The organism is Lactonifactor longoviformis, from assembly GCF_042848515.1.
GTDB classification, from domain to species: Bacteria; Bacillota; Clostridia; order Lachnospirales; family Lachnospiraceae; genus Lactonifactor; species Lactonifactor longoviformis.
This window is the reverse complement of record NZ_AP031453.1, coordinates 3,927,928-3,952,500: the sequence shown is the minus strand read 5'-3', so window position 1 is coordinate 3,952,500 and position 24,573 is coordinate 3,927,928. Positions and strand designations below refer to the sequence as shown.

At 45.5% G+C, this 24,573-nt stretch carries 24 protein-coding genes, 11 tRNA genes and 1 rRNA gene (1 of these 36 only partly in view); 31 read left to right on the top strand and 5 right to left on the bottom strand.

Translation table 11 applies throughout. The features are described from left to right. From ACGHCT_RS18030 to ACGHCT_RS17955, 16 genes are all read left to right on the top strand, one after another. A 23S ribosomal RNA gene (locus ACGHCT_RS18030) occupies positions 1–2,480 on the top strand (it extends 412 nt beyond the left edge of the window). Positions 2,481–2,644: 164 nt separating this feature from the next. Next, positions 2,645–2,716, top strand: a tRNA-Asn gene (locus ACGHCT_RS18025). A 25-nt stretch (positions 2,717–2,741) separates the two neighbouring features. Beyond that, positions 2,742–2,813: transfer RNA gene (locus ACGHCT_RS18020), tRNA-Glu, on the top strand. A 55-nt stretch (positions 2,814–2,868) separates the two neighbouring features. Continuing rightward, positions 2,869–2,941, top strand: a tRNA-Thr gene (locus tag ACGHCT_RS18015). Between the two features lie 57 nt (positions 2,942–2,998). Further along, positions 2,999–3,072 (top strand) — tRNA-Ile (locus tag ACGHCT_RS18010). Positions 3,073–3,095: 23 nt separating this feature from the next. Continuing rightward, positions 3,096–3,169, top strand: a tRNA-Asp gene (locus tag ACGHCT_RS18005). Positions 3,170–3,194: 25 nt separating this feature from the next. Beyond that, positions 3,195–3,267, top strand: a tRNA-Val gene (locus tag ACGHCT_RS18000). Between the two features lie 40 nt (positions 3,268–3,307). Continuing rightward, a tRNA-Leu gene (locus ACGHCT_RS17995) sits at positions 3,308–3,393 on the top strand. 155 nt (positions 3,394–3,548) lie between these two features. Then, the gene (locus ACGHCT_RS17990; protein WP_390437132.1) at positions 3,549–4,181 is read left to right on the top strand and encodes a DUF4317 family protein; all 633 of its coding nucleotides are present in this window, start codon (positions 3,549–3,551) and stop codon (positions 4,179–4,181) included. Positions 4,182–4,184: 3 nt separating this feature from the next. Beyond that, positions 4,185–4,808 carry a sce7726 family protein gene (locus tag ACGHCT_RS17985; RefSeq protein ID WP_072853749.1) on the top strand — a complete coding sequence of 208 codons (624 nt, stop codon included), beginning with the start codon at positions 4,185–4,187 and terminating at the stop codon, positions 4,806–4,808. 186 nt (positions 4,809–4,994) lie between these two features. After that, entirely contained in the window at positions 4,995–6,293 is a 1,299-nt protein-coding gene (locus ACGHCT_RS17980; protein ID WP_390437131.1) for a DUF6070 family protein, read from the top strand. Positions 6,294–6,393: 100 nt separating this feature from the next. Next, positions 6,394–7,344, top strand: a complete 951-nt coding sequence (locus ACGHCT_RS17975) for an NAD(P)-dependent oxidoreductase (protein ID WP_390437130.1) — start codon at positions 6,394–6,396, stop codon at positions 7,342–7,344. Positions 7,345–7,405: 61 nt separating this feature from the next. After that, positions 7,406–8,080, top strand: coding sequence for a response regulator transcription factor (locus ACGHCT_RS17970; protein ID WP_072853761.1), 675 nt, complete (start codon positions 7,406–7,408; stop codon positions 8,078–8,080). After that, positions 8,077–8,991, top strand: coding sequence for a sensor histidine kinase (locus ACGHCT_RS17965; RefSeq protein WP_390437129.1), 915 nt, complete (start codon positions 8,077–8,079; stop codon positions 8,989–8,991). The genes ACGHCT_RS17970 and ACGHCT_RS17965 overlap by 4 nt, the downstream gene beginning before the upstream one ends. A 74-nt stretch (positions 8,992–9,065) precedes the next feature. Then, on the top strand, positions 9,066–9,752 hold the full coding sequence (locus ACGHCT_RS17960) for an ABC transporter ATP-binding protein (protein ID WP_072853765.1): 687 nt from the start codon (positions 9,066–9,068) through the stop codon (positions 9,750–9,752). After that, positions 9,749–12,430, top strand: coding sequence for an ABC transporter permease (locus tag ACGHCT_RS17955; protein ID WP_390437128.1), 2,682 nt, complete (start codon positions 9,749–9,751; stop codon positions 12,428–12,430). Before ACGHCT_RS17960 ends, ACGHCT_RS17955 begins: the two co-directional genes overlap by 4 nt. A 145-nt stretch (positions 12,431–12,575) precedes the next feature. Here ACGHCT_RS17955 and ACGHCT_RS17950 read toward each other — a convergent pair whose 3' ends face one another. Genes ACGHCT_RS17950 through ACGHCT_RS17940 form a run of 3 tightly spaced genes read right to left on the bottom strand, consistent with a single transcriptional unit; the run spans position 12,576 to position 14,621 of the window. Then, positions 12,576–13,175, bottom strand: a complete 600-nt coding sequence (locus ACGHCT_RS17950; RefSeq protein ID WP_390437127.1) for a TIGR04100 family radical SAM protein — start codon at positions 13,173–13,175, stop codon at positions 12,576–12,578. A 17-nt stretch (positions 13,176–13,192) separates the two neighbouring features. Further along, entirely contained in the window at positions 13,193–13,744 is a 552-nt protein-coding gene (locus ACGHCT_RS17945) for a TIGR04002 family protein (RefSeq protein ID WP_072853771.1), read from the bottom strand. A gap of 16 nt (positions 13,745–13,760) precedes the next feature. Beyond that, positions 13,761–14,621 (bottom strand): pyridoxamine kinase, encoded by an 861-nt coding sequence (locus tag ACGHCT_RS17940; protein WP_390437126.1) that lies wholly within the window; start codon positions 14,619–14,621, stop codon positions 13,761–13,763. A gap of 441 nt (positions 14,622–15,062) precedes the next feature. Here ACGHCT_RS17940 and ACGHCT_RS17935 point away from each other — a divergent pair, with 441 nt between their 5' ends. Next, entirely contained in the window at positions 15,063–15,752 is a 690-nt protein-coding gene (locus ACGHCT_RS17935; protein WP_390437125.1) for a Fic family protein, read from the top strand. Between the two features lie 36 nt (positions 15,753–15,788). Here the strand turns inward: ACGHCT_RS17935 and ACGHCT_RS17930 are convergent, their stop codons facing one another. Continuing rightward, positions 15,789–16,259, bottom strand: a complete 471-nt coding sequence (locus ACGHCT_RS17930) for an NUDIX domain-containing protein (protein WP_390437124.1) — start codon at positions 16,257–16,259, stop codon at positions 15,789–15,791. 200 nt (positions 16,260–16,459) lie between these two features. Between ACGHCT_RS17930 and ACGHCT_RS17925 the strand changes: the two genes are divergently transcribed. From ACGHCT_RS17925 to ACGHCT_RS17915, 3 genes are all read left to right on the top strand, one after another. After that, a complete protein-coding gene (locus ACGHCT_RS17925; protein WP_072853779.1) occupies positions 16,460–16,978 on the top strand; it encodes a GNAT family N-acetyltransferase in 519 nt (172 codons plus the stop codon). Between the two features lie 102 nt (positions 16,979–17,080). Beyond that, on the top strand, positions 17,081–17,320 hold the full coding sequence (locus tag ACGHCT_RS17920; protein WP_072853781.1) for a hypothetical protein: 240 nt from the start codon (positions 17,081–17,083) through the stop codon (positions 17,318–17,320). Between the two features lie 4 nt (positions 17,321–17,324). Further along, complete coding sequence (locus ACGHCT_RS17915) at positions 17,325–18,467, top strand: DnaJ C-terminal domain-containing protein (protein ID WP_390437123.1); 1,143 nt, start codon at positions 17,325–17,327, stop codon at positions 18,465–18,467. A 42-nt stretch (positions 18,468–18,509) separates the two neighbouring features. Here ACGHCT_RS17915 and ACGHCT_RS17910 read toward each other — a convergent pair. Then, a tRNA-Arg gene (locus ACGHCT_RS17910) sits at positions 18,510–18,583 on the bottom strand. Between the two features lie 248 nt (positions 18,584–18,831). Between ACGHCT_RS17910 and ACGHCT_RS17905 the strand changes: the two genes are divergently transcribed. From ACGHCT_RS17905 to ACGHCT_RS17855, 11 genes are all read left to right on the top strand, one after another. Then, positions 18,832–19,440 (top strand): AAA family ATPase, encoded by a 609-nt coding sequence (locus ACGHCT_RS17905; protein WP_341443513.1) that lies wholly within the window; start codon positions 18,832–18,834, stop codon positions 19,438–19,440. A 225-nt stretch (positions 19,441–19,665) separates the two neighbouring features. Continuing rightward, the gene (locus tag ACGHCT_RS17900; RefSeq protein ID WP_390437122.1) at positions 19,666–20,172 is read left to right on the top strand and encodes a DUF1700 domain-containing protein; all 507 of its coding nucleotides are present in this window, start codon (positions 19,666–19,668) and stop codon (positions 20,170–20,172) included. Positions 20,173–20,502: 330 nt separating this feature from the next. After that, the gene (locus ACGHCT_RS17895) at positions 20,503–20,739 is read left to right on the top strand and encodes a hypothetical protein (protein WP_390437121.1); all 237 of its coding nucleotides are present in this window, start codon (positions 20,503–20,505) and stop codon (positions 20,737–20,739) included. Positions 20,740–20,849: 110 nt separating this feature from the next. Next, a complete protein-coding gene (locus tag ACGHCT_RS17890) occupies positions 20,850–21,179 on the top strand; it encodes a rhodanese-like domain-containing protein (RefSeq protein ID WP_072853788.1) in 330 nt (109 codons plus the stop codon). 24 nt (positions 21,180–21,203) lie between these two features. Beyond that, positions 21,204–21,746: a phosphodiesterase gene (gene yfcE, locus ACGHCT_RS17885; RefSeq protein WP_072853790.1), complete on the top strand. Its 543-nt coding sequence runs from the start codon at positions 21,204–21,206 to the stop codon at positions 21,744–21,746. Between the two features lie 20 nt (positions 21,747–21,766). Continuing rightward, positions 21,767–22,921, top strand: a complete 1,155-nt coding sequence (locus tag ACGHCT_RS17880) for a class I SAM-dependent RNA methyltransferase (RefSeq protein WP_390437120.1) — start codon at positions 21,767–21,769, stop codon at positions 22,919–22,921. 111 nt (positions 22,922–23,032) lie between these two features. Next, complete coding sequence (rdgB, locus tag ACGHCT_RS17875) at positions 23,033–23,647, top strand: RdgB/HAM1 family non-canonical purine NTP pyrophosphatase (protein ID WP_390437119.1); 615 nt, start codon at positions 23,033–23,035, stop codon at positions 23,645–23,647. Positions 23,648–23,665: 18 nt separating this feature from the next. Continuing rightward, positions 23,666–24,151, top strand: coding sequence for a metallophosphoesterase family protein (locus ACGHCT_RS17870; RefSeq protein ID WP_390437118.1), 486 nt, complete (start codon positions 23,666–23,668; stop codon positions 24,149–24,151). Positions 24,152–24,283: 132 nt separating this feature from the next. Beyond that, positions 24,284–24,358 (top strand) — tRNA-Pro (locus ACGHCT_RS17865). Positions 24,359–24,396: 38 nt separating this feature from the next. Then, positions 24,397–24,467, top strand: a tRNA-Gly gene (locus tag ACGHCT_RS17860). A 25-nt stretch (positions 24,468–24,492) separates the two neighbouring features. Beyond that, positions 24,493–24,566: transfer RNA gene (locus ACGHCT_RS17855), tRNA-Arg, on the top strand. The last annotated feature ends 7 nt before the right edge of the window (positions 24,567–24,573 follow it).

The window sequence follows — 24,573 nt, the reverse complement described above, 5'->3', positions numbered from 1 at the left end:
GAGACACGAGAAACCTTGTGGGAAGTCGGGGGGACCACCCCCCAAGGCTAAATACTCCTTAGTGACCGATAGCGCATAGTACTGTGAAGGAAAGGTGAAAAGAACCCCGGGAGGGGAGTGAAAGAGAACCTGAAACCCTGTGTTTACAAGCTGTGGAACACCCATAAGAGGTGAACCGCGTACTTTTTGTAGAACGGTCCGGCGAGTTACGCTGGCTGGCAAGGTTAAGCACCAAAGGTGCGGAGCCGAAGGGAAACCAAGTCTTAATAGGGCCAGAGTCAGTCAGAGTAGACCCGAAACCGGGTGATCTATCCATGTCCAGGTTGAAGCTGCCGTAAGAGGTAGTGGAGGACCGAACGCACATCCGTTGAAAAGGGTGGCGATGAGGTGTGGATAGGGGAGAAATTCCAATCGAACCCGGAGATAGCTGGTTCTCCTCGAAATAGCTTTAGGGCTAGCCTCGATAAAGATTTGCGGAGGTAGAGCACTGAATTTCCTAGGGGGCGTCAAAGCTTACCGAAGAATATCAAACTCCGAATGCCGTGTAATTGATTATCGGGAGTCAGACTGCACGAGATAAGTTGGGCAGTCGAAAGGGAAAGAGCCCAGACCTCCAGCTAAGGTCCCAAAGTGCGTGTTAAGTGGAAAAGGATGTGGGATTTCGAAGACAACTAGGATGTTGGCTCAGAAGCAGCCATGCATTCAAAGAGTGCGTAATAGCTCACTAGTCGAGAGGTCCTGCGCCGAAAATGTCCGGGGCTGAAACACGACACCGAAGCTGAGGAATCACGCAAGTGATTGGTAGAGGAGCATTGTTAACGCGAAGAAGCGGTACCGTAAGGAGCCGTGGAGTGTTAAGAAGAGAGAATGCCGGAATGAGTAGCGAGAAAAAGGTGAGAATCCTTTTGGCCGAATATCTAAGGTTTCCAGAGTAAAGCTGATCTGCTCTGGGTAAGTCGGGGCCTAAGGCGAGGGCGAAAGCCGTAGCCGATGGACAACAGGTTGAGATTCCTGTACTGCAATATAACAGAACTGTGGGGACACGGAAGGAAAGTGGGAGCCGGAAACGGAAAATCCGGTGCAAGCGAGGTAGGAGTTCAGTAGGCAAATCCGCTGAACAATCCGAAGGCGTGATGCGGACCGAACTAAAGTAGGGAAGCCCATGAGCCGGCCGTCAAGAAAAGCCGCTATTGTTTATATTGTACCCGTACCGTAAACCGACACAGGTGGATGAGGAGAGAATCCTAAGGCCGACGGAAGAAGCATTGTTAAGGAACTCGGCAAAATGACCCCGTAACTTCGGGAGAAGGGGTGCCACCGAAAGGTGGCCGCAGAGAATAGGCTCAAGCAACTGTTTAGCAAAAACACAGGTCTATGCAAAACCGAAAGGTGAGGTATATGGGCTGACGCCTGCCCGGTGCTGGAAGGTTAAGGGGAGAGGTTAGACGCAAGTCGAAGCTTTGAACTTAAGCCCCAGTAAACGGCGGCCGTAACTATAACGGTCCTAAGGTAGCGAAATTCCTTGTCGGGTAAGTTCCGACCCGCACGAAAGGCGTAATGATTTGAGCACTGTCTCGACAATGCATCCGGTGAAATTGAAGTACCAGTGAAGATGCTGGTTACCTGCGCCAGGACGGAAAGACCCCATGGAGCTTTACTCCAGCTTGATACTGGGATTCGGTATTGCATGTACAGGATAGGTGGGAGACGAAGAAGTGGTGACGCCAGTTGCCATGGAGTCAATGTTGGGATACCACCCTTGCAGTATTGGGTTTCTAACCAACCGCCGTGACCCGGCGGTGGGACAATGTCAGGCGGGGAGTTTGACTGGGGCGGTCGCCTCCGAAAGGGTATCGGAGGCGCTCAAAGGTTCCCTCAGAATGGTCGGAAACCATTCGAAGAGTGCAAAGGCAGAAGGGAGCTTGACTGCGACACCGACGGGTGGAGCAGGTACGAAAGTAGGACTTAGTGATCCGGTGGTATAAAGTGGGATTGCCATCGCTCAACGGATAAAAGCTACCCTGGGGATAACAGGCTTATCACTCCCAAGAGTTCACATCGACGGAGTGGTTTGGCACCTCGATGTCGGCTCATCGCATCCTGGGGCTGTAGTAGGTCCCAAGGGTTGGGCTGTTCGCCCATTAAAGCGGTACGCGAGCTGGGTTCAGAACGTCGTGAGACAGTTCGGTCCCTATCCGGCGTGGGCGTAGGATATTTGAGAGGAGCTGACCTTAGTACGAGAGGACCGGGTTGGACTGACCACTGGTGTACCGGTTGTTCCGCCAGGAGCACGGCCGGGTAGCCAAGTCGGGAAGGGATAAACGCTGAAGGCATCTAAGCGTGAAGCCCCCCTCAAGATGAGATATCCCATTCTTTAGAAGAAGTAAGACCCCTTGAAGACGACGAGGTAGATAGGGCAGAGGTGGAAGTGCAGCAATGCATGGAGCTGACTGTTACTAATCGGTCGAGGGCTTGACCTGAACACTTAGGGAAGCCGAAGGCAGTGAGGCGAGACGCAAGTCGGGCCGGAACTGGTAAGGCAAATCTAAGTACAACGGAAAAGTGTTGCAAAGTGGAAAAAAAAGATGTATAATCGTGTATGTGGTTTTGAAGGTATGGAAATACTTTTAATAAAGAGAAGTAATCCTCGATAGCTCAATGGTAGAGCATTCGGCTGTTAACCGAAGGGTTGTTGGTTCGAGCCCAACTCGGGGAGCTTTTTTACTGTAAAGAAACGAGAAGGCTCCATGGTCAAGCGGTTAAGACACCGCCCTTTCACGGCGGTAACAGGGGTTCAAATCCCCTTGGAGTCACTTGACAAATAACTAATTATGTAAGATAATAGTTATGTTGTCGGCAATAACTATTGCCGATGTGGCTCAATTGGCAGAGCAGCTGATTTGTAATCAGCAGGTTATCGGTTCGAGTCCGATCATCGGCTTGTATGAAACACTTGGCGAGGTCTTCTCGGACTTGTGAATAATACACATGTTATTTTGGACCTTTAGCTCAGTTGGTTAGAGCAACCGGCTCATAACCGGTCGGTCCTGGGTTCGAGTCCCCGAAGGTCCATTGTATTAATTTAATAGGTTTATGGCCCAGTGGCTCAGTTGGTTAGAGCGCCGCCCTGTCACGGCGGAGGTCGAGAGTTCGAGTCTCTTCTGGGTCGCTGTTATTACTAACATTTTGTTTATGGGATCTTAGCTCAGCTGGGAGAGCATCTGCCTTACAAGCAGAGGGTCATAGGTTCGAGCCCTATAGGTCCCATTTTCACGGAAAAGTCCGAGCCGTGATTGTATCAGGACATGCCGCAGTGGCGGAACTGGCAGACGCACAGGACTTAAAATCCTGCGAGGGTTAAACTTCGTACCGGTTCGATTCCGGTCTGCGGCACTTAAGCGAAAAACCTCAGATTCTTATGAATCTGAGGTTTTTTTGTCTACGCCCCAACTGCTGGAGAAGCAGAACGGGGTAGCTTTGGAGGCGGTTCCGCGCTATAATGCATTTATACATAAAGAACTAAAAAGCAGGAAGGGTGAAAAGACAGAATGAATAAAATGAACAGAGAGGATATGTTAGAGCTTACCCGGCGTATGACTGTGAAGAGAAACTGTTTTAGCAGGATTGCAGGAGCATATATTGACGAGGAAGGTTATATAGACGGTACTTTTAATACTAATTTTTTGAAATTATCACCATCAGATCAGGCCGCCAATCTGCAAATTGCAAAGGCAATACCATTTGCCAATACAAATGTAAATATTAAAGAGTACGGATTCACTGAAGAGGCAAAAGGTTCAGGGGATTTATGGCAGCTTTTTATGGGACTAAAGTCATGTGAATTAAAGAATGATGCTCTGCTGGATACCTTTTATGATTTTGTCAGTGAACGGTATAAATCAGATAGACCGTATGCTGTTTATCTGTTTTTTGGAGCATATGATGTCCCGTTAAAAGCAAATGATAAGGAAGCTCTTTGGGATTCAGAAGAAATATATTCTTTTCTAATCGGTGCCATTTGTCCGGTTCATGGTGAATATGAGGCGGAAGCACCTGAATCCGGATTTTTGTTTCCAGCTTTTAAAAACCGTAGCGGGGATGAATATCATATTAATATATACCATGCAGATGCAGACCATCCTCACACAGAATTGTTTCACGGTAAGATAAGGGTGGAGTAACGTATGTTATATGATAAGGATTTAAGAGAGCCTCTATTTGACTATTTGGAGGGCTATTTTGGGAAGGTAAGAATTTTAGAAGAAAAGCAAATAGGAAAATCCAGGGCTGATATTGTAATGGTAATGGAGAAAGCACTGGTGGGAATCGAGATTAAGAGCGACGCAGATACGTATGCACGACTTGCAGGACAAGTTAAGGATTATGATCTTTTTTTCGATTATAATATTGTTGTGACTGGCACAACTCATGGGATACATATTAAGGAGCATGTTCCTGAATGGTGGGGAATTATAACAGCTGAGGAGGCAGACAATTCCATTGATTTCTATATGTATCGCAAAATGCAGGCGAATAAAGGGGTCAGTTTGAAGAAACAGTTATCCCTTCTGTGGCGGCCGGAGCTGGCTCATATCCAGAATCTGAACGGCATGGCAAAGTATAAGGAGAAAAGCAAAAAGTTTGTTATTGAAAAGATAGGGGAGAAGATTCCTGCTGAGATTTTGAAACCGCAGATGAGTGAGGAATTGTTTGAGAGGGACTATAATCTGATTGCCGAACAGATCCGGGAATTCAGGGTGCAGGAAAGCAGGAATGCTTTGAGGATTAGAAAAAAAAGTTCCTGGTGAAAGAAAAAATGAGCGAATATGCTTGATTTTTAAATATTACAGGTGTAATATTTATTAGAAAGAGTTTACGTCTAAGCATTGGCAGATACATTTGAACAGAAATATTACATGTGTAGGGAATGCAAACAATATGCTGCAGAGGAAGACAAGATACAATATTCGAAGTTAATAAATGGGAGAGGTACGATGGAAGACAGAAATGAAATTCTTATGGAAAATGGGGAGAAACACACAGTAAAAGGGTACAAGGCTTTGTGGCAGCCGGTGCTCCTTATCGGCTTGCTTCTGCTGGGGGGCTGCCAGGAAAAAGAGAACCATAAGCCGGAGACCCGTCAGGAAGCAGAAACTATAAAGTCGGCATCTGAAGATAGCAAGGGAGCGTGTGGTTCGGAAAGAGGGTATGATCTTCCTGTTGAGGATAAAGACAGGAAAGAAGCAGAGGCAGACTGCCAAAACGCAATGGAAAAAGTAAGGGAAACGTATCTTAATGCCGGCTGTGGGAATGCTTCCGGAGGAGCTATAGGGAGAGAGACTGCCAGGCAAATGCTGGAAGAGCTAAAAGAGTTAGGAAACCCGGCTGCCGATCTGGGATATGGTTATAATATGCAGAACTATGAGCACATGGACCGCTTTTTGACCTCTTCTGTAAATGGGAAAGAGGGAGAGGTAACTCTCTTTGAGCTTTACCCAGACGGGGGAATCGGAAGAAAAAAATTTAGATTTGACGGGAAACATATATATGTATGGTATACCAATGCAGCTTGGAGCAGCTCAGTTACCCCTTTGATCTCTGCAACCTCTTATACCCGGATAAGAGACTGGGTGTACACGGAGAAGGGCTGGTTCAGCTATGAACTGCCGGAAGCGCCGGATATCACAGACAGTATTATGAACGGTAATACTACCATACGGGTAAAGCCCATAAAAGAAGAATACAGAGAGACAGCAGCAAAATATTTGAAACCGGTAGGATATCAGGGAAATAATCTATTCTGTTCCAATTGGGATGAGAATCATATGGAAGAACTGGATTATAACGGAATTTTTCAATATTTGTATCCTATGGAATATCAGAAAAATTTTCCCTCGGACCAGTATGGAGAGGGAATCCCCGGCGAAGAGTTCGAGAACCTGCTTACCAAATATTTGCCGGTTACCGGAGAACAGCTGAAGGAATATGCGGTTTATGATCCAAAGGAGCAGAGATATGGGTGGGTGAGGCTTGGCTGCGGCAATTATATTCCCAATGCATTCGGGAACTCGGAGCCTGAGATTACGGACATGAGGGAAAATGAAGACGGTACGGTTACACTGACGGTGGATGCAGTCTGTGTAATGACGGGGAATGATAAGGCAATGAGTCATGAGCTTACCGTAAGATTTACGGAGGAAGGGGGAATACAATATGTAAAGAATCAGATTCTGGGGGATGGCCTGGAGAGGATTCCGGAATATCAGAGAAGGTTTGGGGGGAATGCAGGGTAAGCTTCCCTGTCTCAAGTCTTTCCTGCCCGATTAAAATGTGGTATACTAAAATACAATAAGATAATGCAATCAGAATAAATGGAGCGGGAAGGGAAAAATTATGAGCGACAAGGTAGTAGTTTTAAACGGGGAAAAGGTAAATTATGACGGTAGGATTGATTATTCTGTGTTAGCCAGTGAAGTAACCGTATATGGGGATACCAGGGAAGAGGATATTCTGGAGCGAATACAGGGGCACAGGATTGTTGTGACCAAAGAGATGCCTTTAAAGAGGAAGATAATCGAACAGTTTCCTGATTCTGTAGAACTTATCTGTGAGGCAGGAACGGGCTATAATAATATCGACCTGGATGCCGCCAGGGCAAAGGGAATTAAGGTATGCAACATACCGGCCTATAGTTCCAGCAGAGTGGCTCACACAGCGGTAATGATGCTGCTGAATCTCAGTTCATCCATGCAGAAACAGATGCGTATGCTGGCTGGGGGAGATAAGCGTAATTTTACCAAATGTCTGCAGGTAGAGCATGTGGAAATAAACGGAAAAACATTAGGCGTTATTGGTGCCGGCAATATCGGGCGGGAAGTGATAAAAGTTGGAAGAGCTCTGGGAATGAACATCCTGATCTACACCAGAACGCCGGGTACGGATGAGGAGGGCATGCGGTATACGACATTCGAAGAGGTGATGAAAAACAGTGACTATGTATCTCTGCACTGTCCGCTGACACCTCAGACAAAGCATATTATTAATCGGGAAGCACTGGAAATGATGAAGCCGTCGGCATTTTTGATTAACACCTCCAGAGGTGCTCTGGTAGATGAGAAGGCATTGATTCAGGCGCTTCAGGAGCAGAAGATTGCGGGTGCCGGCCTGGATGTCCAGGAGACCGAACCCCCTGCAGAGGACAATCCCCTGTATAACCTGGAAAACGTAATCCTTACCCCTCATATGGGATGGAAGGGATTAGAGACAAGGGAACGGCTGGTACAGATTCTAAAAGACAATATACAGGGATTCCTGTCAGAGAATCCTCAAAATATTGTAGCATAACAAGAAAGGGACGGGAACCGGGGTGTTCTTCGTCCCTTTTTATGTGATTCCGGAGGTGACTATGAATAAGATACTTGTAATTGAAGATGATAGTGATTTGTTAGAAGGACTTTTATTTATGCTGGAGACAGAGGGATACCGGGCTTTCGGGGCAGGTACCATTAAGCGAGGAATGGAACTTATAAAAGAAAGGGACCCTGATTTAATTCTCCTGGACTGTAATCTTCCGGATGGAAGCGGATATGAGCTTTGCGGTCGTGTCCGGGAATTTTCCCAGATTCCTATGCTCATGCTTACTGCCAGGGAGACGGAGATGGATGAGATCAAAGCCCTGGAACTGGGAGTAGATGATTTTATGCGCAAGCCCTTTTCCCTTTCTGTTCTGAGAGCAAGGCTTAGAAACCTTCTGAAACGCAGAGAAAAGCAGAATAAGGTGAGTTCTAACGGAGTTGTGGTGGATAAGGACAGCTGTAAAGTGCACAAAGGTGGAAAAGAGGTTTCACTTTCTGCCATGGAATATAAGCTGTTGACGTATCTGCTGGAAAATCGGGGACAGGTTCTGGCTAAAGAGCAGATTCTGGAAAGGATCTGGGACAGCGAGGGCAGATTTGTGGATGACAATACCGTCTCTGTCAATATACGCAGACTCCGTATGAAGATAGAAGACGATCCGGATCATCCTGCGTACATAAAAACGGTGCATGGGCTTGGGTATCTGTGGAGGGAAATACCATGAACGAGACTGCTGCTGTAATACTTTGCTGTGCTGTATGCCTTGGGCTTGTATGGTATTACAGAGAGAAAAGTAAAAGACAGTACCGGCAGATAGAATGCATGCTGGATGAGATATTAAATGAACGCCCGGTTTCTCAGTCAGATCTGGAGGAGGGGGAGATTGCAGAGCTGTCACACAAAGCCCGGCGGATTCAGGAAAAGTTAAATCTGGAAGTACAGTCTGCCAGGAAAGAAAAAGAACAGGTGAAGAGCCTAATCTCCAATATGTCCCATCAGCTTAAGACGCCTCTTTCCAATGTTATGATGTATCAGGAGATTCTGGAAAGCTCGTCCCTGGAAGAAGAGCAGAGGAAGAAGTTCCTGGAAAAGCTGAAGACACAGTCTGAGAAGATAGACTGGATTCTCCAGTCCCTATTTAAGATGGTGAATCTGGAAAACGGGGTTATTCGGGTGCAGCCGGAAGAAAAAAATATAAAAGCAACGCTCAGCAGGGCCCTCAGCGGGGTTTATGAAAAGGCACAGCGCAGAAACATAGAGATTACTACAGAAGAATTTCCGGATAGCACGTTATACCACGATCCGAGATGGACGGCAGAAGTCTTGGGAAATCTGCTGGAGAATGCCGTAAAATATACGGACCCGGGGGGAAGGATTGTTGTACGCCTTGTCCCATATGAACTCTACAGTAAACTGGAAATCATCGACAACGGACGGGGAATAGCAAAGGAAGAGCTTTCCTGTATCTTTCAACGTTTCTACAGAAGCAATGATGTGAGAAATCTGGAGGGATCCGGTATCGGCCTCTATCTGTCACGATTGATTCTGGAAAAGGAAAAGGGGTATCTTACTGTGGAGTCCGAGTACGGGAGAGGAAGCTGCTTTCAGGTATTCTTACAAAATTGTAAGAACTGAAAAGATTCCTGTAGGATTTCTGAAAGAACCTGCTGTTACAATAGAGGCATCAAGACAGGAAATGAGGAATCCGTATGAAGATATTAGAGGTAAAGAATGTAGAGAAAATCTATGGAACAGGGGAGACAGCAGTCAAAGCCCTGCGGCGGGTGAACTTCTCCGCAAAGCAGGGGGAATTCATTGCTCTGGTAGGCCAGTCTGGCTCCGGAAAGAGTACACTTCTGAATTTGATTGGAGGTTTGGATATTCCTTCAAAGGGTGAAATCTATATTCGGGATCACAATGTGGCAGCCTTAAAAAAGAAAGAGTTGACAATCTTCAGGAGAAGAAATATAGGCTTTGTATTCCAGAATTACAGTCTGATGCCGGTGATGAATGTATATGACAATGTAGCTTTGCCGGTAACCTTTGACCGGGGGAGGCGGGTGGATCACCAGTATATAGAGGATATACTGAAAGAACTGGGTTTGTGGAAAAAAAGAACAAAATATCCCGCAGAGCTTTCGGGCGGTGAACAGCAGCGGGTAGCGATCGCCCGGGCACTTGCCAATAAGCCCGCCATACTGCTGGCAGATGAGCCTACGGGAAATCTGGACTCGGTTACCACTCAGGATGTGATGGGACTTCTGAAAGCCAGCGGGGAAAAGTATCACCAGACTATCCTGATGGTAACACACAATGAGGCACTGGCACAGAGCTGTGACAGAGTCCTGTGTATGAAGGACGGACAGCTTTCCGGAGAGGAGGGGACGCTCTCATGAAGGCTGCGGTAAAGCTGGCATTTCAAAATGTGACATATTACAAAAAACAGACATTTGCAATCTTTCTGGGGATAGTCTTATCCATAGCGCTTTTAACGGGTATCGGTTCTCTGGTGTACAGCGGGGAAAGGAGTAGTCTGGAAAAAGACAGGCAGGTATACGGGGACTGGCACTACTATCTGTATGCATCGGATGAGCAGGGAAAAATGATTCGGGAATATGGGGAAGACAGAGAAGGGGACCTCCAGGAGATTGGAGTGATGGAAAAGAAAAGTGTAGAGGAAGAACCCTATAAACTGACATTTCTCTATGGGGATACGCAATATCTTGCCATGCTGGGACAGAAGATAGAAGAAGGCAGATATCCCAAGTCCAGGGAGGAGGTGGCCTTAGATACCTATACTATTACGAACCTGGGGCTGGATGCAGAACTGGGGGAAGCTGTGGAATTAAACGGAAAAGTGTATACATTGTGCGGAATCCTGAAAAATCAATGGTCCGCAGATGTAGGTGAGATGCGGGTTTTTGTCAGTAAGAACTTTCCCGGAGAAGGAATTCCCAAATGCTATTATCTAAAGTTTGATGAAGAAAGAAAGCTGTATCCCCAGGCAGATAGATTCATAAAAGAGCTGCATATTTCTGCGGAGCATATGCGTACAAACAGCGCCTTGGTGGAATACCTGGGGGGCGGAAATATGCAATTGTTTTTTTCTATTCTGAAAACCGGTTTTTCACTTCCAGAGGGAAGGCTTACTTATATACTTGCCAGTATGAAAGAAAATTTTCATCTGCAGGAGAAAGGGATCCTTTTGGGGTTGGGGCTCTTCTGTGTGTTCATCATCTACAGTGTATTTCATATTTCAGTTTTGAAAAGGATCTCACAGTATGGGATTCTTCAAACATTGGGAATCAGCCAGAGCCAGATCTTTCAGGTGCTTTCAGCAGAGCTGTTCGGTATTCTAATTTTAGGGTATCCCTTGGGCTGTCTCTTGGGAAACAGCACAGCCAAAGTTTTGTACTCTAAATTCGATAAGGTGTTTATGCGCGAAGATACAGGGACGATGCAGAACGGAGTGCATGTAGGGAACACAGAAGCGTTTAAGGTGAATGCGTCATTTGAGAGCGGGGACTTCTATGTGAGCAGATATGCTATTTGCTTTGGGGGAGTGCTGCTGGTAATCCTTCTGCTGGCTGTATGCCTGAAAATAGCCGGGAGGATATACAGACTCACAGTAATGCAGATGCTGAAGAAAGAAATAAAGAACAGAGGGAGAAGCAGGAAAATTCACAGCATTCACAGCAGCAGACTAACCGGTGTGTTAACCAGAAAATTTATGCTATTCGGGAGAGGAACCTTTATCAGTATTTTGTGTTCTCTGGCTCTTGGAGGATGTATTTTCCTTTGCTGCAGCTATGTTACAGTGAATACACAGATTCACAATGAGCTTTCCTTTAAAACAGATGATGGATTGGGCTCAGAATATCAGGTGTTTGAGGAGTCCGATAACCTGGCTTATATGATTCCAAAGAAAACTGCAGAAGAGATCGCAATGATTCCGGGAATCGCGGCGGCTTATCCCGTAAGCTACTATCTGGGGGAGATCCCCCTGGAAAAGAATCAGGTCTTGTGGGATAAGTACTGCGCCGAGCTGGCAGATGACCCGGGATGGAAGCCAGATCCCATAGTGATGGAAAAGTATAATGGCAGGTGCCTGAGAGACGAGAGCGGAAATTACCGGATGAAATGTAATATCTACGGTTATGATGACGGTATGCTGGAGGAACTGAAGGACTATCTGCTGGAGGGAAATTACGATCCCAAGAGTCTTTTAGAGGATAATGCTGTAATTTTGAAAACCTGGATGGATGGTCAGGGGAATTATGGGGGGCTGGCTCTGAAACCGGGGGATACGTTAACCGTGAAAGTCCCCGAAAGTCCCGATGTGCCGGATACTGTGCTGCGGTTTCTGGAGGAGGATTCGTGGTACGAGAAAAAGGAATTCACCATTGCGGCCATCGTGAGCCGGCCAATGGGGAAAAATGATCAGCTCATAGGGGATGACGGGACCTCAGACCTGGGGCTGATAATGACTAATGCGCAGATGGAAGAGAATTTCGGGATAGTGGGTTACAACAGAATATGCATTCAGAAAGAAAAGCAGGCTTCGGGGGAGGATGTGGGCAGGGCCCTGGCTCAGAAGATAAAGGATATCCCCAAATGTATGCTGCAGGACTATACAGGGGCTATTGAAACACAGAATGCATATCTGCAGCAGAAAATGTATTTCTTTTATGGAATTTCTCTGCTGATCCTTGTTATCAGTATGTTTCATATTATGAACAGCATGCAGTATCTGGTGCTCTCACGGCGCCATGAATTCGGGATTCTGAGAGCTATGGGCATTACAGATTCGGGCTTTTATAAAATGATGCTGCGGGAGGGGATTTTATACGGAATCTTTGCCAGCCTTCTTATGCTGGCAGTGTACCTGACGGCAAAGCAAGTTCTTCTGTATCTGATGGTCCATGTTTACCGCTATCTTCAGCCTACAGGAAGTGTGAGCCCGGGGATTATCGCCGGGGTGATAGGGGTAAATCTGCTGGTAAGTACGGCGGCGGTCATACTACCCTCCCGGGAGATTGTAAAGGGGAATATAATACAGGAAATCAATGAGTGATTAAGAGGTTAGGCTGCGGGACAGATAAAGCTTCAATTTATTTGTATGGACTATTTAATTATCGGGGTAAGCTTTTACATCTGGGAGGAGCGAACAGGGGGATGGCCCCCTGCCGCCTCCAATCCGCAGAACCGGCAATTGCTGTCTAGGAAGAAAAATGCCGGATCCGAAGTTCGATCCCCAGGGAATCAGCCAGAGCCTGGCAGTCCTTAATTTCGTCAGGGGGCAGTACGTCTACGATGGAAAGCTTTACGGAAGGAATGTTTCCTCTGCAGGCGGTAGCAAAATCCAGAAGCCCCTGAAAGGCATCCGGCCGAAACGGACGGGATACGGCCTTATATCTCTCTGCATCCGGCGCATTTAGGCTGATAGAGACAGCATCTACAGTGCCTGCCAGGAGAGGGACGATATTTTTCTTGTGATAGAGATTTCCCAAGCCATTTGTGTTTACACGTATGGACAGCCCATAGGTTTCCCTGGCATAAGCTGCAGATGCCAGCAGATTCTCCAGAGCGCAGGTGGGTTCTCCATAGCCGCAGTAGACCAGTTCCTTGTATCCGGTAAAGTCAAACGTATTCATTGCAGTCAGAATCTCGTCCAGAGAGGGATCCTTTTGGTGCCATAAGGTCTGGGCATCCCCAATTCCCTCCTCCTGTCCCCGGATGCAGAAGGTACATCTGCAGTTGCACTTATTTGTAATGTTAGCATACACCTGATGCTTGTATGTATAAAAGATTTCAGCCATAAGTAAAAGGCTCCTTTCTAATCGGCGTGAGCCGTTTTTTTCATCGGATGGATTAACTGCTCTGTTCTGGACTTGATGTGGACCTTATCCAGGGCAGCTGCGAACACCAAGAATACCAGGGCACTGCCCCCGGATTGGATGGCACTGCCTGTGAGGGATGCCAGTAGTGCGCCGAAGGCACCGAACAAGATGTAGTCTGCCAGGTAATAGCCCGCAGCTGAGAGCAGAGCGGAGAGGAAAGGTGCAATGATATTTCTTTTTGTTAAAAGCTTTCCTGCCTGACTTGTAAATGGGAGTACAATCAACATTTTAATGATGATGGTAGCAGGCGCCCACATAGGAGCAGTGAGCAGATCCGCCAGGCCGCCTCCGATGGCTGCAGCCGCCAGTGCGTAGGGACGGGGCAGGATTACGGCTGCCACATAGATCAAAGCGTCTCCGAAATGTATGTATCCGCCGTTTGCCCCATAAGGGACGTGAAAGATATAGGCGGTCATTACTGTAATCATGGAGGCAAAAAGCCCTGTTAACGTGAGCAGTACAGTCGTTTTGGTATTTTGTTCTTTCATCCTCTATTCTCCTCTCTTACTGCTTCGGCAGCAGGTAATACAGATATTTTTCAAAATTCACCCCATCGTTGTAAGGGATCCCCTCTCTGACAGAATCCCTAAGTGCGTCTTCCAGAAAAGAACCGGCGAGAAGGACTACCTGAGAGAGAGAATCTCCCCGTGCATATCCCCCGGCGAGCACAGAGGCGAAGAGATCGCCGGTACCAGAAAAACTGCCCTCCATATCAGGGAAGGAGGCCAGACCGCTTTCCAGAGGAGATACATAAAGATTCCCTATTTTTTTGCTGCCGTCCGCAAGATCCTGAAAATGAATTCCGGTCACCACTACGGACTTGGTTCCTTTTTCACAGAGTGCCTGGGCCATCTCTCTCACTGTATCCAGAAGGGCCTGTGGTTTTCCTGATTCCGGAAGATCATGGAAATCGGTACCGGATAGGAGACAAAGCTCTGTAAGATTAGGCGTTATAAGATCTGCCTTCGCGGCTAATAATCTCATCAGACGGCAAAGCTCATCATTATACATTCCATAGGTATGTCCGTTATCCCCCATCACAGGGTCTACCAGAAGAAAGGTTTCCTTTTGATAGAAGGTATCCAGAAATGAAAAAATTTCATGGATCTGCCGCTCGTTGGCCACATATCCAGTATAGATCCCGGTAAAATTCACCTGCATTTTATTCCATTCCCGGCGGTAATGCTCCATTTTTTCCGTATAGTCATCACAGTAGTAACTGGGATAGCCTGTCTGGGCAGTGAGCAGAGCAGTGGGAAGAGGGCAGGCCTGCACCCCCATGGCCGACAGCACGGATATGGCAGCCGTGAGTGAGCATCTGCCAAATCCGGATAAATCGTTAATTACAGCAATCTTCTTCGTCATAATTTAGTTCCTTGTTTCCTTGTGTATTTTATAAGTGTGCATTGCATCGTAAGCAGATATACGCGTTTTTCTTGCTATGCATGATATCATATCATAAAAGTGGATATATTAAAAAGACCAGATATAGAATATTTAACCAAGCCAGTTTTTGATTAAGGTGTATGTAGTTAAAAAGTGTAGAAAAATAGATTGTATAAAAAAGAATGCAAAAATTTTTTAGTATAAACCAAAAAAATTAAAATTTGTATTGTTGTTCCCGGGATTCTGTGGTAGAATGAGTGCAAGCAGCAGTTTGAAAGAAATCTATCAGTGATTGTGGGGTTTCATAGAAGTCTTTAAACCGTCTGCTGTCTTTTTAGAGAAAGTAGTGTAGCAAATCAGACGGTAAACGGACGGTGGGGGCTGTCCGTTTACACACAAGAAAACAGGAGGTTGATTCTTATGTATGAAGATGTTGTAGCATTTTGGCAGGCAAATCAGGTATCGGAACTGGAATTAAAAGAATTCTGCATGCTGTTCGCATATCACTGCAATGCCATTGGCAACCCGCAGACAACCCTTGAGGCGACAAAAGGAATCTATGAACACGGAGGGGTTTATAACTTTACCGGAGACCTGCATACGCTCATTGAGATCGAGAATCAAAAGTATATGGCAGTTTATCTGAAGGATAAGGTCGAATCGAGAGAGCCTCTGTCTGTAGAACTGGTGAGGGCAGTACATAAAAAATTGATGGACAGATGCTATGACAGTGAGATATATACCAAAGGAGAGAGAGCAGGAGAGTTCAAAAAAGGGGGCTGCGCCGTGCGCGTAGAACTGGAGGATGTATGTTCCACCGTGAATCAGACCAGTCAGGATGGAATCCTTCGGGCAGCGGCCTATTTTCACCTGAACTTTGAAGAGATCCGGCCGTTTGCTGACGGCAATGGACGTGTAGGGGAGATACTTATGAACTATTATCTTATCACTCATAACTATCCGCCTACAATTATATTCGTGGAGGATAAAGACAGGTATTTTGCAGAGCTTCATAAGTTTGACGAGACCTCAAATATTGAAGGATTCATACAGTTTTTAAAAGAACAGACAGTAAAAACATGGAAGTTGTGCGCGGAGGGAAAATTTTAGACTGGAAAGGCCGGGGAGTTCATTCCCCGGCTTCTTTTAATGGAGGATATCAGTGCCGTCCAGGCAGGCCTCTACAAGGGTATCTCCTTCATAACGCAGTTTTAACGAGAAGAAGGAAGCATTCTCTTCCAGCAGACGAAAGAATATGCGGTCACCCTCCCAGAGGTTTAGCTTTGAGAGCTGTTCTTTGGGTACCCATTCAAGGATGCCCTCGTCACAGGATATCATCTCTCCTTCATACTTGTCTGCCGTATAAAGGCACATATATTCCGGTTGCCAGCGGTCAGAAAGGAAGGTAACCAATCCCCGAAAGGAATAAGAGGTGAGCGTCAGGCCTGTTTCTTCTTTCACCTCTCTGAGCAGACATTCCTCCGGACTCTCACCCTCCTCAAAGTGCCCGCCCACGCCGATCCATTTATCCTTATTTATATCAATTTTTTTCATGATGCGGTGGAGCATCAGATAGCATTCATCCTTTTCAATATAACATAGTGTTGTCAGTCCCATAATTTCCTCCTGTAATTATTGTTCATTTTCCTTGCTATTCACACGGTGCTTCCCGGCAAAACATACTGCCGGGAACAAGGTGAACAGAAATGTATTGATCCATTATAGCGCAGAAACGGAGAGATTACCAGATGACAACAGGCTAAGATAAGCTTATACTGTAGGCATAACAAAAAATTGCTGAGACGGAGGAGTTGGCTATGATAAGACTAGCAAGGCGCGAAGATCTAGAAGCGCTGCTGGAGATTTATAATGATGAGGTACTTTATGGGACAGCAACCTTTGATTTGGAGAAAAAGACTATAAGAGAGTGGGAAGCATGGTATGCTCTTCATACCGGCAATTATGCTTTAAGAGTATGGGAGGAAGATGGCAGGGCGGTAGGATATGCCACATTATCTCCCTACAGAGAAAAAGAAGCATATCTGGGCACCGTAGAGCTGTCGGTTTACGTTCACAGAAAGTATCAGGGGAGAGGAATCGGGACAGAGCTGATAAAGGAAATCTTAAGGATTGCCAGAGAGAATCCTGCTGTCCATACAGTAGTTTCCGTTATCACGGGAAGTAATGACAGGAGCCTGAAGCTCCATGAACAATTGGGATTCTCCTATTGTGGAAAAGTCAAAGAGGCAGGGTATAAGTTTGGAACCTATCTGGATATTGATACATACCAGATCCTGGTTCCCCGGACAGAGGATTCTGGAATCCGGAAAAAGTAATATTAGGAAATTGGATGATTTTAGTTGATATTCCGTATCATTTGACTTAAAATATAGATAAGCAGGAAAGCAGAGCAGGGTACAAGAGACGGAGGGATAGCCATGGAGTATCATTACAGCCAAAAGCAGATATGGAATCAGCCAGGTTCTATTCTGGAATATATACAGCAGGTAGATATCTGCAATAAAAATAATCTGTTGCATCTGGATGAATTAATATCCTTGGTGAAGCTGTCAGGGATGGAAGAGATAGAAGGCTATCTGCAGAAGTCCATTGCTGATCTAGAAAACAGCCAGCTGTGGATTAAAATGGCCCTGTCAGCTCTGCAGGACGGGAGGTGATTGTATGGTGACGGAGAATTATTATCAGATACTGGGAGTTTCTTACCATGCAGACGAGTCTGAGATCAAAAAGGCTTACAGACGGCTGGCAAAAAAGTATCATCCCGACAGTGACGGGAAAAATAAAGAAATGTTCCAGAAGATTGCTGAGGCATACAGGGTGCTGAGTGATCCAAAGCTGCGGCAGCAATATCGTTATATGGGACATGAGGCCTTCCGGAAAAGCCACGGACGAAACAGTTTTTATTATCAGTATACGTATTCTTATGAGGAAAAGGAAGAAGACTGTTCCGGATGCGGTTCCTGCGGCGGGCATGATCACAGCAGCGGAAGCAGCCACAGCCACACAAAGGAAGGACACTGCGGGGCCTGCGGGGAAGGACGTACCAGAGAAGAGGAGCCAGAAGAGATTCCCCCATCCAGTATTCGCGCAGCAGTACATCTTACCATGGAAGAAACACTGAAGGAAGTGGTAAAGGAGATTGCTATTCAGTATCAGGAGCAATGCCCCTGCTGTCACGGAAGCAGAAGGGAACCCGGTACAGGGGGGAAAGTGTGTCCGGAATGTATGGGACACGGAAGAAACATAGTATATGTAAATGCAAGATATGATTCCGGAAGGAGAGAAGAAACCTGCCGTACCTGTCAGGGAACCGGAGAGGTTCCGGAAAAGGCCTGTCACAAATGCGGGGGACGAGGTTATATTATGGTATCACAAAAGGTAAAAGTGAAGATACCTCCTAACTCCTGTCCCGGTCAGTTTTATTTTTTTCAGGATATTGTATGCGAGCCAGGTTTTGACAGGGAGCTCAGGAACTTGTTTGTAATTGTGCTCATTGACGAGCATCCTCATTTTGAGAGGCGGGATTATCATATACATGCATCTATGAGCGTGGATTTTGTAACTATGACCTTGGGCGGAGAGATACATGTAAAGACTCTGGAGGGGATTGTCTCTTACACATTGGCGCCGGGAACAGAGGCGGGAACAAGAATACGCCTGGCAGGCAAGGGACTTCCGGCTCCCAAGAAAACAGGAGGAGGCAGAGGCGATATCTATGTAACACTCCAAGTGGGAATTCCAAAGACATTGACTCCGAAACAGAAGGAAGCCCTGCTGACATTTGGAAGGTATATGGGCAAATAAACACAAAAAAAGCCTTGTCTAATTAATAAACAAGGCTTTTGCCGTGCGTTAGAGGATTCGAACCCCCGGCCTTTTGGTCCGTAGCCAAACGCTCTATCCAGCTGAGCTAAACGCACACTTTAGTTGCTGTCCTGTAGCAACATTAGTTATTTTACAACAGAAAATATTAGTTGTCAATAGGTTTTCTAAAAAAATAAATTTTCTGATGCTGTCAGGAGAGGATGAAATTGTGTTAACTCAAAAATGGTAAAATTGACAAAATAATACACGACATATACAAAATAGTTAAGAAAATTCCGTTGAGTGAATATGAATTATATGATAAGATTAGATCATACAAAACAAAGAGAATGGAGCGATGCATATGATGGGAAACAGAGTTATTACTATTGGCAGACAATACGGAAGCAACGGCAGAATTATAGCTCAGAAACTGGCAGAAAGGCTGGGAATCCATTATTATGACCGTGAGCTTGTGGATTTGGCTGGTCAGAACAGTTCCATACCTTACGAAGAATTGCGAAAAGTAGATGAAAAACGGGCCAACCCCTGGCGATATCCGGTTGAGGATGATGTGCAGATGGAACGCAGATTCCGGTTTGAACCAATGAATGACGTTTTATTCAGCGAGCAGTCCAAGGTAATCCGCGACCTGGCCAAAAAAGAAGACTGTGTCATTGTGGGAAGGTGTGCAGATTACGTACTGAGAGCTTATCCCTCTTGCATCAAAGTATTTATATACGGAGCATTGGAAGAGAGGATCAAGGTAATTATGGAACGGGCTTCTGTGGACGAGAAGGAGGCAGCCACACTGATCCGGAAGATGGATAAGCAGAGAAGGTACTATTATAATTATTATACAGATGAGAAGTGGGGGGATTTGAGCCGGTATGATTTATCCGTGGACAGCTGCCGGTTTGGAATTGAGGGGACTCTGGATATTCTGGAGGCTGCTTACCGCACGGGAAAATAAAGTTATTTACAGGAATTTACAAAGTAAGGTTTGGGCATAATGGACTATAGTACAAATTATAGTCCATTTTCTATTTGAGGTGAAGGCAAGGCCTGTGTTTTTTAGAGAAATAAAAAATTAATTCTGTTTATAAAACCTTCAGAAAAAATACCATTGTATCTTAGCGGCCCTATGATATAATAACAGAAATGAAGCAAGTGATGGCATTCGGCGAATGGGCGGAATATGTATCCCAGAGCTGTGAATGCAGACAGCAGATTAGACAGAACCATGAGTTACCGCAGGAAAGGATGGAAAGTCACTCAAATGAGTAAAGGGGAATTTTTAGATACTTTAAGAAGTAAGTTAACCGGGGAAATCCCTCCGGGGAAAGTAAGAGAGAACATAGATTACTACAGCCAGTATATTAATGATAAAGTTAGAACGGGCATTGCCGAGCAGGATGTGATACAGATGCTGGGAGATCCCCTTCTGATAGCAAGGACAATTATCGATACGCAGGGATGCAGTGAGGCCAATGACAGCGGCACTGCGTATTCCTATGAGACAGATCCGCAGGAATCCCGGGGCAGATCTTTTGGCCGGAGCAAAACAATGAAAACCTGGCAGATCGTGGTAATCGTATTAGTGATCCTGGCAGTGCTGTTCAGCATTCTGCGGGTTTTGATTCCGATTATACTGCCGATTGTGTTAATTGGCTTTGTGATTTCATATTTTTCAAAAAGACGGTAGTAAAAAGGGGATTGTCTGTAAGGCGGTCCCTTTTTGAAAACTCAGATTTTTCATGCTTCGTCATAAATACAAAGAGAAATAGCCGGTAGGGGAGCTACCGGCTATTTCGAGGGGAGTATAAATAATTAAATAAGGGGTTATAATGTAAAAAAAATTTTTTGAAGGGTAAATTCTTTTTACTAGATTATTATAATATAAAAGGAAGAAAAAAGCAATAATTTAATTTATTTTTGTACCTTAAAGTATTTGGCAGGATTTATGAGGAATATTTCCCGGATAACAAGGAATAATAAGAACGTAACAAAAAACGTTATTCAGGAGGTAGTAATTATGTCCAAAAATTACAGTGACGAAACATCAACCAAAAACAAAATGAACAACGAGTACAATAACCAGTCTTCCAACTACTCAAACAGCGAGAGCAATTCCCAGAACAATAACTCTCAGTACAACAACTCCCAGAACAGAAGCTCTCAGAACAGCAATTCTCAGAACAACAATTCTCAGAACAAAAGCTCTAACAAATCTTCAAATAAGAGCTCTAACAACGCAGAATCCAGATTCTAATCTTGGACGTAAAGGCGCAGCAACGTAAGTTGCCGCGCCTTTTTTCCGTTTGGGAGCTCACACAGGTAAATTTTCTCAACATATACTGAAAGAAAAAGGATAAATTTGGTATGGTAACAGTAGACACAATTTCAGTAAGTATGTTAGACAGCTATTGCGGTGATAATAGCGTTATTATTATAGATTTGCGCTCCAGAGAGGAATTTGAAGAGAGTCATTTTAAAGGAGCTGTGAACATTCCCTACGAAGAATTAGAATATGCTAAAAGGTTTCCAAAAAGCAAGACACTGATTCTTTATTGTGACAGAGGGGGTGCCAGTCTGTTCGCTGCCCGGGAATTGATGAAAAAAGGGTATCGGACAAAGTCTGTCGTTGGAGGATTTCGGGCTTATAAAGGACCTAACTTGTATTTTGGCGGTAATCATAGTAGAATGAGGTAATAACTGTTCAAAGGAGAAACTTTTATGAAATACTTGATTGCTTCAGATATTCATGGGTCAGCCTACTATTGCAGGAAGATGCTGAAGGCCTATGAACAGGAAGGTGCAGATAAAATACTTCTATTGGGTGATCTTTTATACCATGGGCCGCGCAATGATCTGCCCAGAGAATATGCTCCCAAGGAAGTAATTCATATGCTGAACAATTATAAACAGAAAATTTACAATGTGAGAGGTAACTGTGACGCGGAGGTAGACCAGATGGTTCTGGAATTTCCTGTGATGGCGGATTACTGCATTATAATAGAAGAAACGCGAACTATTTATGCGACCCATGGCCATATTTATAACCAGGATCATCTGCCCCCGCTGCAGGATGGGGATGTGCTTCTGCACGGTCACACTCACGTACTTAAGGCAGAGCGAAGGACAGGCTATACGCTTTTGAATCCAGGAAGTGTATCCCTTCCGAAGGAAGGGAATATTCCCACCTATGCTGTGTTAGAGAATGGAAGGTTCAGCATCAAGGGATTTGACGGAACCGTGGTGAAAGAGATTCAATTATAATTAAGAAAAAGAGGACAAGAATGGAACGATTGGAATTAATTGCCCCCTGCCATTTTGGGCTGGAGGCCGTACTGAAAAGAGAAATCATAGATTTGGGGTATGACATCAGCCAGGTGGAGGACGGAAAGGTGACTTTTTGGGGGGATGCAGAGGCAATAGCCTATGCCAATGTATTTCTCAGGACTGCAGAGAGAGTAATGATTAAAGTAGGAAAGATAAAGGCGACAACGTTCGAGGAACTTTTTGATAAGACAAAGGAGCTTCCCTGGGAAAACTTTATACCCAAGGACGGGAAGTTTTGGGTGGCGAAGGCAAATTCTATAAAGAGTAAGCTGTTCAGCCCGTCAGATATACAGAGTATTATGAAAAAAGCAATTGTCGAGCGTTTAAAGGGAAAATACCACGTAGCATGGTTTGAGGAAGACGGTCCCAGCTATCCTATTCGTGTATCTTTTCTAAAAGATGTGGCTACTATAGGGCTTGATACTACCGGAACTTCTCTTCATAAGCGGGGATACCGGCAGTTGACTGCCAAGGCTCCTATTACAGAGACACTTGCGGCAGCTTTACTTATGCTCACTCCCTGGAAGAAAGACAGAATCCTGGTAGATCCGTTCTGCGGCAGCGGCACATTTCCTATAGAAGCCGCTATGCTGGCGGCAGACATGGCCCCGGGGATGAACCGCTCCTTTCTGGCAGAAGACTGGAAAAATGTGGTGGGCAGAAAGTATTGGTATGATGCTGCTAATGAAGCGAGGGAACGGATGGATACGAAGATAGACGTGGATATCCAGGGATATGATATCGACGGCGACGTGGTTCGATCTGCAAGAGAGAATGCCAGAGCCGCAGGTGTAGAGCATCTGATACATTTTCAGCAGAGGGAAGTGAGCCAGCTTCGGCATCCTAAGAAATATGGATTCCTGATAACCAATCCTCCTTACGGAGAACGTTTGGAGGAACGGAGCCAGCTGCCGGGCCTGTATACAGAGATAGGGGAGAGCTTTGCAGCTCTTGATTCCTGGTCCATGTACCTAATCACCAGCTATGAGGATGCAGAGAAATACATTGGCAGAAAAGCAGATAAAAACAGGAAAATTTATAATGGGATGCTGAAGACATATTTCTATCAGTTTCTGGGGCCGAAGCCTCCCAAAAAGACAAAACCGGAATAAAATTGAGCTTCCCATAAAGAATGCAGTTCCATGTTGATAAAAGCAGTTGTCCTGCCCCTGGAATTGTGGTAAAATTCTTGCAAGTATTATATAAAAGAAGAAGGTGCAGGAATGAGTCGTATTATATTTGCAACCGGCAATGAGGGTAAAATGCGTGAAATCCGGGAAATCCTCAAGGACCTGAATATGGATATACTGTCAATGAAAGAGGCTGGTATTGAACTTGATATTGTAGAAGACGGAAGCTCGTTTGAAGAAAATGCATTGATCAAAGCCAAAGCCATTGCGCAGACAGATGTGTGCAGGGCACACGGAGACATTGTACTGGCGGATGATTCCGGGCTGGAGGTTGATTATCTGAATCTGGAGCCTGGAATTTATTCTGCCCGGTACATGGGAGAGGATACTTCTTACAGAATTAAAAATCAGAATATTATCCAACGCCTGGATGGAGTCCCGGAGGATAAGAGAACTGCCAGATTTGTCTGTGCTATAGGTGCGGTTTTTCCTGATGGCAGGGTAATTACTACCAGAGGAACCATCGAAGGGATCATCGGCTGGGAGGAGAGGGGAAGCAATGGGTTTGGATATGATCCCATCTTCTATCTGCCGGAATATGGATGCAGTACTGCCGAACTGCCTATGGATGTTAAAAATAAACTGAGCCACCGCGGAAATGCTCTGCGGGCACTGAAAGAAAAGATGTATCGGGAACATCTTATGTAAACAGGGAGGGGGCTGCGGATGAAGATATTAGTGGTTAGTGATACCCACGGACGGGAACGGAATCTGGAACGGGCACTGGAGAAAGTTGCTCCGGTAGACGCGCTGATTCATCTGGGAGATGTAGAAGGCCATGAGGATTATATAGAATGCCTGGCGGGGTGTCCTGCCTATATTGTCTCCGGAAACAATGATTTTTTTTCTGATTTGCCCAGAGAAAGGGAAATTCAGCTGGGAAATTACAAAGCACTGCTGACTCACGGTCATTATTACGGCGTTTCCATGGGAACAGAGCGGCTGGAGGAAGAAGGGAGAGTTCGGGGGGTACAGATCGTAATGTATGGTCATACGCACAGGCCTTTGATTGAACAGCTGGAGGATATCACGATCCTGAACCCGGGGAGCCTGTCATATCCCAGACAGATAGGAAGGGAACCCAGCTTTCTTATCATGGAGATTGACAGAAAAGGAGAGGCCCATTATACTATTAATTACCTGAAAAACTGAAAAAGTAAAATTAGAAAAATATGTATTTTGTTGATTAAAAGTGTTGACATATGGAAAATGCTATGGTATATTATATCTTGCGTTGAGCAAAAAAAGAGGTAAAGTGAGCTCAGCAGACAACAAAATACATCTCGGGGTGTGGCTCAGCTTGGCTAGAGCGCCTGGTTTGGGACCAGGAGGTCGCAGGTTCGAATCCTGTCACCCCGACTGTCGTAAAGCAATCGCAATAGAAACGACAACATTGTGCGGGTGTAGTTCAATGGTAGAACACTAGCCTTCCAAGCTAGATACGTGGGTTCGATTCCCATCACCCGCTTCTCTAATCTCATTAGAGAGGAAATGTGCTTGTAGCTCAGCTGGATAGAGCAACGGCCTTCTAAGCCGTGGGTCGGGGGTTCGAATCCCTCCAGGCACGTTGTATG